This is a genomic window from Natronorubrum thiooxidans (assembly GCF_900156475.1).
Lineage (GTDB): Archaea > Halobacteriota > Halobacteria > Halobacteriales > Natrialbaceae > Natronorubrum > Natronorubrum thiooxidans.
Genome location: NZ_FTNR01000011.1, coordinates 135,577 through 144,786, shown reverse-complemented (window position 1 = coordinate 144,786; position 9,210 = coordinate 135,577). Strand labels below are relative to the sequence as shown.

Below are 9,210 nucleotides of genomic sequence, written 5' to 3'. Positions count from 1 at the left end.
ACGACCGATCAGGCGTCACCGAACTACCAAGGCTAACATCAGATCCCATCTGTACGGCGGACCGCAGGGGTAGGATCCTCATTTCCTTCGGACGTGTTTCTAAGCCGTCTGGGGTACATAACCCCTTCGGACTCGAGTCGCCCGAGATGACGGACCGGATTGAACGGGCCGTCGATCACGTCTTCTTTGCATTCACATCCGAATCCCCTTATACACTTAAGGGCGTCGGATCGAATCGTCGCCGGAAATCGCATCCGGAACGGCGTTTGTGATCCGATGGATCATTACCAAGGGATGTGTGTCTCCATGCCGGAACACGGCAGGAGGACGTGGCGACGTGCGCCACGTCGGTTGCATTACAATCGAATGCCGAGTGCATGTATAAGACCGTCGAATGAACTGTCATCCGAAAGCCGATGTCATGGCATGGTTTTTCACGGCGTAATTCGGAAAGGCGAACAACGTGCTGGACAACGATCATGATAAGCGCTCGAGGACGAATCAGTTCGCGTAGTCGAGCGTTGCGAGTAGAATGTCACGCGGGCGGAGGTCGGTCGATCATCCCGCCCTTGTAGACGCGGTCGGACCGAATGAGACCCGCGTGGATCATACTCGAGCGTGCAGGCGCAAGAAGGCTTCGTGACTGGATCGCCAGAAGATAAAAACAGAGGTCAGTACCAGTAGTGGACTGGCAAGCGCATCGATGCCGATAAACCACGTGCGTTGTAAGGGTCAGATCAATGGTCCGGGACCCGATCGATTCGGAGTCGGCGCCGTCTGCAGAAGAGATCTGCGCTGCGCTCGACGATCCCGACTGCCGCGAAATCATCAGGAACCTCGAGGAGCCCATGACGGCCGCTGAGTTAACAAACCGGTGTGAAATACCTCAATCAACGTTGTATCGGAAGCTGGAACTCCTGACTGACTCGACGTTGCTCGAGGAGTCGACCGAAATCCGTCAGGACGGCCACCATGCGAGCAAGTATGCAGTCGCGTTCGACGAGATCACGCTCACGTTAGACGAGGATCGAACGCTGGCAGTCCAGATCGAACGACCGGCCCGGACGGCAGACGAGCGGCTGGCAGAGCTGTGGTCGGAGGTGCGAAAAGAGACATGAGCCCACACCAGACCGCTGTAACCGAGGTTGCGCTCGCGCTCGCAGTCATCAAAACGCTCGTTCTCGTGGTCGGTGGCGTCATCACATACTTTGCGTTCCAGGCGTACCGGCGAACGCGACAGCGTGCGCTTGGGTATCTCGCTGGCGGGTTCGGTCTCGTGACGCTCGGACTCGTCCTCGCCGGGCTGTTGTATGAACTGCTTGGCGTGCGGCTTGCGATCGGGATCTTACTCGAGAGTCTACTCGTGCTGGCTGGCTTTCTCGTAATCGCATACTCGCTCTACGCCCAGTAGACGATACCCGTCCTCTGTGGGTGTATGAGCCGACTTGTGCGGACGTCTGGATCAGCGATTCAGCGTGTGGATCGCATGGCCGAGAGCGTTCTCGGCGGCTTCCATCACCGACTCAGAGAGCGTCGGATGGGCGTGGACCGTCGACGCGACGTCCTCGAGGGTCGCACCTAACTCGACTGCAAGGCCGAGTTCGGCGACGAGTTCGGATGCTTCGGGGCCGACAATCGATGCGCCGAGGACGTAGCCGTCGGATTCCTCAGCAACGATTTTGACGAATCCATCGCTTTCGCCGGTCGTCAGCGCGCGGCCGCTGGCGCGGAACGGGAACGTTCCGACGACAGTCTCGAACCCGTCCGCTTCGGCCTCGGATTCGGTCAGTCCAACGGTCGCGATTTCGGGAGTGGTAAAGACGACCGCGGGAATGGCCTGGTTGTCGATTGCTGACGGCTCGCCGGCGATGACCTCGGCAGCGACTTTCCCTTCCATACTGCCTTTGTGTGCGAGCATCGGCTCACCGGCCACGTCGCCGGCAGCGAAAATGTGTTCGGCGGACGTCCGTCCGCGCGAGTCGGTTTCGATGAAGCCGCGATCGTCCGTCTCGATGCCCGCGTCCTCGAGGGCGAGCGTGTCCGAGACGGGCTGGCGACCGACGGCGACGAGGACCATCTCGGCGTCGAGTTCGAGAGGCGTTGTTTCGTCGTCGGCTGCTGGCTCGGCGATGACCCGGATGCCATCGCCGTCGTCACGGTCGTGCCACTCCGAGGCAGCGTAGCCGAACTCGAACTCGATACCGAGTTCGATCGCGTGCTTTTTGACGGGCCGTTTCAGATCGTCGTCGTAGCCCGGCATAATCGAGTCGAGCATCTCGATGACGGTCACGTCGGTTCCGAGTTTCGCGAAGACGCCCGCGAGTTCCATTCCGATGTAGCCAGCGCCGACGATGACCAGCGAATCGGGCACGGAGTCGAGCGCCAGCGCCTGTCGCGAGTTCAACACTGGCTCGTCGTCGTACTCGAAGTTCGGAATCTCGATCGGGCGCGAGCCGGTTGCGACGATTGCGTTCTCGAACTCGAGGGTCTCGGATCCCTGTCCCTCACCGCTGTGGGAGACACGGGCGGTGTGTTCGTCGTCGAACGTGGCGGTGCCCTCGAGGAGCGTGACCTGATTGGCTTTGCAGAGTTTCTCGACACCGCTCGTGAGCTGGTCGACCACGCCGTCTTTCCACTCGACCATCCCTGCGAGATCGATCGCGGGGTCGGCGTGAATGCCCATCGCCTCGGCATTGCCGGCCTCGTGGGCGATGTCCGTCGCCGTAATCAGCGCCTTGGATGGGATACAGCCGTAGTTCAGGCAGGTGCCGCCGTAGGCGTCCTTTTCGACGAGCGTGACGTCCAGATCGAGTTGGCCGGCACGAATCGCGGCCACGTAGCCGGCCGGTCCGGCCCCGATGATCAGCACGTCCGTCCCGGTGGTGACGTCGCCGACGACCATCAGTTCGGTACCTCCGTTCTCGTATTCGGTGTATCAAGGTTCATGTGTAGTAGCTGGGTCATAGTGCGGTGAGTCACTCTACGCTCACTCGAGCAATAGTAGGTGTGGGTTCTCGAGGTACTCCATGACGGTGTTGGTAAACTGCGCGCCGACCGCGCCGTCGATCAGTCGGTGGTCGAACGAGAGCGAGAGCGTCAGGACGGATCGAGGCTCGATCGACTCCGTCCCCTCGTCGTCGATCACCACGCGCGGTTTGCGCTTGATTTCGCCAACGGCGAGAATTCCTGCCTCGGGGTAGTTGATAACCGGCGTAGCGTACTCGCCGCCGATGCCGCCGACGTTGGTGACCGTAAACGTCGAGCCCTGGAGTTCGCCGGGGCTGATCGTCCGCTCGCGGGCTTTCTGGACGAGTTCGTTCATCTCCGAAGAGAGTTGGAGCAGGCCCTTCAGATCGGCGTCCTCGAGGACTGGTACCATCAGGCCGACATCGGTCGCGGTGGCGACGCCGATGTTGTAGTAATCGCGGTAGACGATCTCCGCTGCGTCCTCGTCGATGACCGCGTTCATCTCGGGGTACTCCTTCAGTGCCGCGACCACGGCCTTGACAATAAACGGCATGTACGTCAGCCGAATGCCTTGCTCCTCAGCGCGTAGTTTGAGGTCTTCGCGAGATTCGACGAGGGCGGTGACGTCCACCTCGTCGTGGTGGGTGACATGGGGGGCGCTGTACTTCGATTCGACCATCGCGTCGGCGATTGTCTTGCGCACGCCTCGGAACGGCTCGCGACGCTCGCGTTCGCCGGAAGCGAACTCGGTCCCTTTCTCCCCGACCGGTTCGCCCGCCTCGAGTGCGTCCCTGTCGGCTTCTTGTGCCCGCTGCTGGGCGGCGGCGTACTCCCGAACCGCCTCGGGCGTGACGAACGCCTCGCCGTCGCGCTCCGCAGTTGCGGGGACGGCATCGATATCGACGCCTTCCTCGTTGGCGAGCCGACGGGTTGCGGGTGCGGCGAGGGTCTTTTCGCGGTCAGCGGACTCCGCCTCCCCTGATGGTTTCGTCGTCGCAGTCGGACTCGAGGGCGCGGCTGGTCGCTCCGCCTCGCCGGCAGCCGTGGCCGCATCGCTCGAGTCGTCGACAGCCGTCGCGTCGGTTGGCATCGGTTCTGACGGGGCCTGCTCGCCGCCGGAACCACCACTGACGGCAGCCCGGACGTCAGCCGTGGTGATCCGGCCGCCAGGGCCGCTGCCCTTGACACTCGAGAGGTCGATCCCTGCTTCGCGTGCCATCCGTCGCGCGCGTGGGGGCGCGAACACGCGATCGTCAGGTGTCTCGAGCTGGTCGTCCTCGGCCCCAGTTGCGCCGGGACGTCCGGCAGTAGCCTCGTCGGTGGCCTCATCGGCGGGTTCGGGTTCCGGTTCAGCCTCGGCCTCGAGATCATCCTCGCCGTCGACGTTGAACGAGATGATGACCGTCCCGACGGGGACGACTTCGCCTTCCTCGACGTGTAACTCGCGGACGGTACCGTTGACCGGCGAGGGAACCTCGACGAGGGCCTTGTCGGTCTCGACCTCTGCAACTGGCTGGTCCTCCGAGACCGCATCGCCCTGCTCGACCAGCCACGAAACCAGTTCGCCCTCTGCGACCCCTTCGCCGACGTCGGGGAGTTCGAACTCTCTGACCATGTTAGAACTCCATCGCGTCTCGAATGCCGTCTTCGATTCGGGCCGGTTCGGGCAGGTAGTAGTCCTCGAGTGCGTACAGCGGGAACGGCGTGTCAAAGCCCGTAATCCGCTGGACAGGCGCTTCCTGATACAACAGCGCCTCCTCCTGAATGGTGGCGGCGATCTCGGCACCGAGGCCACCCGTTTTCGGAGCCTCGTGGACGACCGCGGCCCGTCCCGTCTTTTTGAACGACTCGACGATCGTTTCCTCGTCGAGCGGCGACAGCGTCCGCAGATCGATCACTTCGACGTCGATTTCGCCGGCGAGGTTTTCCGCGGCTTCGATCGTCGGTCGGGTCATCGCGCCCCACGTGTAGACGGAGATATCCGACCCCTCGCGGCGGACGGCCGCTTCGCCGAGTGGCACCTCGTAGGAGTCGCTGGGGACCTCCTCGCGGAAGGCCCGGTAGATGAGTTTCGGCTCGAGGAAGATTACTGGGTCCGGCGAGCGGATCGCACTCGCCAACAGCCCCTTGGCGTCGTGGGGTGTCGACGGGATGACGACTTTGAGGCCGGGCTGGTGGACGAACATCGCCTCGGTTGACTCGGAGTGGTGTTCGGGAGCCCGAATACCGCCGCCGTAGGGGGCGCGAATGACCATTGGACACGTGTATCGTCCGCGCGAGCGCGTACGCAGGCGCGCAGCGTGGGAGACGATCTGATCGAACGCGGGATAAATAAAGCCCAGAAACTGGATCTCCGGCACCGGCCGCATCCCGTAGGCGGCCATCCCAATCGCCGTTCCGATGATGCCCGACTCGGCTAGCGGTGTGTCGATGACCCGATTCTCGCCGAACTCGTCGTACAAGCCTTCCGTCGCGCGGAAGACGCCGCCGTTTTTCCCGACGTCTTCACCCATGACGATGACGTCGTCGTCGCGTTCCATCTCCGTCTGTAATCCGTCTCGTACCGCCTGTACGAGCGTGAGGTTCTCCGATCGTGCGTCTGATTCTGCAGCCATGTTATTCTAGAAGTTCGTCGTCGCCGTGGCGTTCGCGGATCGATTCAAAGTACTCGAGTTGGCGCTGTAAGCGCCGGGGCATCCCCTCGTACACTTGTGCGAAGATTTCCTCGGGATCGGGTCGTTCGTACGACTCCGCGGCATCGATCGCGTCGGCCACGTCCTCGGTGATCCGGGCGTCGATCGCCTCGACGCGGTCGTCATCGAGAATGCCCTCGTTGCGCAGATACGTCTCGAGGCGCGGAATCGGGTCCTTTTGTCGCCAGCGCTCGACTTCATCATCGTCTCGGTAGACCGAGGGATCGTCCGCCGTCGTGTGTGCCCCGAAGCGGTACTGCACTGCCTCGATCATTGTCGGCCGAAGTTCGTCGTCGTCCGGATTCTTTGCCTTCTCGACGGCTTCGCTGGTGACCTTGTACACTGCGAGTGGGTCCATTCCGTCGACCTGCACGCCCTCGAAGCCGTAGGCTTCGGCCTTCTGAGCCAGCGTGGCGCTTGCCGTCTGGCGCTCTCGTGGGACCGAAATCGCCCACTGGTTGTTGTTACAGAAGAAGACGGTCGGGGTATCGAAGACGCCAGCGAAGTTGAGTCCCTCGTGGAAGTCGCCTTCGGAGGTCGCTCCGTCGCCGAAGTAACAGAGAAACGCCTTCTGTTCATCGCGGAGTTTCGATGCCCAGGCGGCTCCCGTCGCATGCGGGATCTGGGTCGCGATGGGAACCGCGACGGTGAACATGTTGGCGTCCTCGGGAATGAAATTGCCCTGTTCGTGCCCCATCCAGTAGAGTAAGGTTCGCTCGAGGGAGAGTCCCCGAACCAGCCCGACGCCGTGTTCGCGGTAGCTGGGGAACACCCAGTCGTCGACGTCCAGTGCGTGAGCACTGCCGATCTGGGCGGCCTCCTGTCCCGATAGGGGCGGGTACGTTCCCATCCGCCCTTGGCGCTGAAGGCTTACCGCACGTTCGTCGAAGTGGCGCACCAGTCGCATCTGCTCGTAGATCTCGACGAGTTCGTCCGCGGAGAGGTCAGGCACCTCGGCGTCCTCGAGCACCCGCCCGGAGTCGTCGAGTATCTGTACTCGCTCTCGGGGGTCGCGCTGTATCGTACTCACGGGGAGACCCACCTGTCCATACCCGAACGAACTATCGCTCAGGATAAAGGAGTTTCCCAAAATAGTTTACTATTTGCGAGATTCTTGCCACCCAATCGAAGAACATCGGTCATGAGTGGGGTTTTATGGACATCAGTGGAAGGAAGCCCACAGTTCTATTTGTTCGGGAGTCAGGCGCGTTAGGACTCCGTCTGCGGTGACTGTCCGCGTCGCGCATCGGCTCTGGCCTCCGTGACGTCTTTGCCCTCCCGCAAGATGGCGTCGACGAACAGTTCGCCCGCCTTGTACGACGAGCGAACCATCGGACCACTGGCACAGTACAGAAATCCGAGTTCCTCCTCGGCGACGCGACGCCACGTCTCGTACTTGTCCGGGTGGTCGTAGTGTTGCACCTCGAGGTGGTCCATCGAGGGCCGCAGATACTGCCCGAGGGTGACGATATCGACCCCGCGTTCGCGGAGATCCGCCATCGTCTGGTAGATTTCGTGGTCGTACTCGCCGTGGCCGAGCATGATCGAGGTTTTGGTGTAGATGTCGGACTCGCGTTCGACATGCTCGAGCACACCCAGGCTTTGTTCGTAGCCGGCCCGCCGATCCCGGACGGGGAACTGCAGGCGTTCGACAGTCTCGACGTTGTGGGCGATCACGTCCGGATCGGCGTCGATAATCTTCCGAACGAGGTGCTCTTCGCCCTGAAAGTCGGGGATGAGCACTTCGACGAGAATGCCTGGATGGCGTTTCTTGATCTCGCGGATCGTCTCCGCGAAGTGGCCCGCGCCCTGATCCGGCAGGTCGTCCCGGTCGACGCTCGTCAGGACGACGTAGTCGAGGCCGATCTCGGCGATCGCCTCGGCAACGTTTGCGGGTTCGTCGGGATCGAGCGGCTCCATCCCCCCGGTCTGGACGTCACAGAAGTTACAGGCTCGAGAACAGCGATCCCCCATCAGCATGAACGTGGCCGTCCCGCCGTCGCCCTCGCCAGTGCCAGCGCCGCCGGACCAACACTCACCGAGATTCGGACAGTTTGCCTCTTCGCAGACGGTGTGGAGGTTGCGCTCGCGCAGCGTCTCCCGGATGCCGGCGAACTCCCGGCCCGACGGTGGCCGCATCTTCAACCAATCGGGCTTGCGTGCGCTACTCATACCCGAACAATGGGCTGCGCAGGCAAAAGTCGTGATGGTTACAGCGACGCGCTTGCGGCCGAGGAGGACGGGCCGCCCTCCCTCGAGGAGAATCGGCCGGAGTATGCCGCGGTTACCCAGGGTAGCCCCCTGATAGCTTTAGGCTGTGGGCGCCCCTAGACGGTATCGATGGCGTTTGGCACGACCCCCGACTGGTTCCATATCAGCGACGACGAGGACGTTGTCTGGGAGAGCCGCCCGCACCCGATTACGATGGGACTTGGCCTCCCGGCCGGGGTTGGCCTCGCGCTCGTTGGCCTCGTCTTTACCGGCTGGACCGTGACCGATGAGGCCGGGCTCTTGACGATCGTCGGCCTCATCGTCGCGGTCGCCGGCATCGGCCTCGCGCTCGCCCGGTATCTCGTCTGGACGAACACCCGCTACGTGATCACGAGCACGGAGCTGTACAAAAAACACGGCGTCGTCTCGAGAGACGTCACCCAGTTTCGCCTCGATCGCGTCCAGAACACGAGCCTGAGCCAGTCGGCCGTCGGCCGCGCACTCGGCTACGGCGATCTGACCGTCTACACCGCCGGTTCCGGCGACCCCGAACTCGTCTTCGAGCGCGTCTCAAATCCGGAGCGGGCCTCGAGACTGCTGAGCGACCAACTCGAGGCGGCGACGAGCGACGAATCAGTGGTCTGATCGACCTCGAGCGCCGTCTCAGCACGGCAAACCACAAAACCCATACGACCAACCCTGTTCGAGAGTCGGTACGATGGCGTCACAGCAAACGGCACCCAACGACAACGCGGTATCGCGCGGCTCGAGCGTCGCGGCGAGTGCGGGACTGGGCGTGCTGGCCGCGGCGATCGGCTATCTCGTGACGTACGTGCTGATCGTCAGTGAGGTTCGCGAGGCCTTCGGCGACGATGTTGCCGACTGGAAAGGCGTCGCCTGGTACTTCTATAACGCCCACATGGTCGACGTTGAAGCCAGCGGAGCGTTCGGCTCGTTTGGCGGCTCGAGCACCGTCGACTTCATCGCACAGTCGAGCGCTTCGGGGGCCGATCTGCTGTACGTGATTCCGCCACTCGTGTTGCTCACGATCGGGGCGATCCTGGCCGTTCAGTGGGACGTCACGGATCTCGGCGACGCCGTGGTCGTCGGTGCGCCGGTAACGCTCGGCTACGCGGTCGTCATGGCTCTCGGTGCACTCGTCGCCGAGTCGAGCACCGAAATCGAAGTGTTCGGTGTTGCAGCGACCGGGTCGATCGCGCCGGAGTTCGCCCCCGCACTCGTCCTCGGCGGGGTACTCTACCCGCTCGTGTTCGCGACCGCCGGGGCCGTGCTCGCTGCCGTATTCAACGCGCGGTAGTCAGACGGACACGGACGTCGT

The 9,210-nt window shown here is 62.7% G+C and carries 9 protein-coding genes; 4 read left to right on the top strand and 5 right to left on the bottom strand.

Translation table 11 applies throughout. The features are described from left to right. The first annotated feature begins 740 nt into the window (after nucleotides 1-740). Together BW940_RS14995 and BW940_RS14990 are read left to right on the top strand one after the other, a co-directional pair. On the top strand, nucleotides 741-1,118 hold the full coding sequence (locus tag BW940_RS14995; protein ID WP_076610021.1) for a winged helix-turn-helix domain-containing protein: 378 nt from the start codon (nucleotides 741-743) through the stop codon (nucleotides 1,116-1,118). Next, a complete protein-coding gene (locus tag BW940_RS14990; protein WP_076610020.1) occupies nucleotides 1,115-1,411 on the top strand; it encodes a DUF7521 family protein in 297 nt (98 codons plus the stop codon). Before BW940_RS14995 ends, BW940_RS14990 begins: the two co-directional genes overlap by 4 nt. Nucleotides 1,412-1,462: 51 nt before the next feature. Here BW940_RS14990 and lpdA read toward each other — a convergent pair whose 3' ends face one another. From lpdA to lipA, 5 genes are all read right to left on the bottom strand, one after another. Continuing rightward, on the bottom strand, nucleotides 1,463-2,902 hold the full coding sequence (gene lpdA / locus BW940_RS14985) for a dihydrolipoyl dehydrogenase (protein WP_076610019.1): 1,440 nt from the start codon (nucleotides 2,900-2,902) through the stop codon (nucleotides 1,463-1,465). Nucleotides 2,903-2,986: 84 nt separating this feature from the next. Then, nucleotides 2,987-4,582, bottom strand: a complete 1,596-nt coding sequence (locus BW940_RS14980; protein WP_076610018.1) for a 2-oxo acid dehydrogenase subunit E2 — start codon at nucleotides 4,580-4,582, stop codon at nucleotides 2,987-2,989. Nucleotide 4,583: 1 nt separating this feature from the next. After that, nucleotides 4,584-5,582, bottom strand: a complete 999-nt coding sequence (locus BW940_RS14975; protein WP_076610017.1) for an alpha-ketoacid dehydrogenase subunit beta — start codon at nucleotides 5,580-5,582, stop codon at nucleotides 4,584-4,586. A gap of 1 nt (nucleotide 5,583) precedes the next feature. Beyond that, complete coding sequence (gene pdhA / locus BW940_RS14970) at nucleotides 5,584-6,690, bottom strand: pyruvate dehydrogenase (acetyl-transferring) E1 component subunit alpha (protein WP_076610037.1); 1,107 nt, start codon at nucleotides 6,688-6,690, stop codon at nucleotides 5,584-5,586. A 179-nt stretch (nucleotides 6,691-6,869) separates the two neighbouring features. Beyond that, the gene (lipA, locus tag BW940_RS14965; protein ID WP_076610016.1) at nucleotides 6,870-7,832 is read right to left on the bottom strand and encodes a lipoyl synthase; all 963 of its coding nucleotides are present in this window, start codon (nucleotides 7,830-7,832) and stop codon (nucleotides 6,870-6,872) included. Nucleotides 7,833-8,000: 168 nt separating this feature from the next. On the opposite strand from lipA, the gene BW940_RS14960 reads away from it, so the two are divergent. Further along, the gene (locus BW940_RS14960; RefSeq protein ID WP_076610015.1) at nucleotides 8,001-8,516 is read left to right on the top strand and encodes a PH domain-containing protein; all 516 of its coding nucleotides are present in this window, start codon (nucleotides 8,001-8,003) and stop codon (nucleotides 8,514-8,516) included. A gap of 73 nt (nucleotides 8,517-8,589) precedes the next feature. Beyond that, on the top strand, nucleotides 8,590-9,189 hold the full coding sequence (locus BW940_RS14955; RefSeq protein WP_076610014.1) for a hypothetical protein: 600 nt from the start codon (nucleotides 8,590-8,592) through the stop codon (nucleotides 9,187-9,189). Nucleotides 9,190-9,210: the final 21 nt, after the last annotated feature.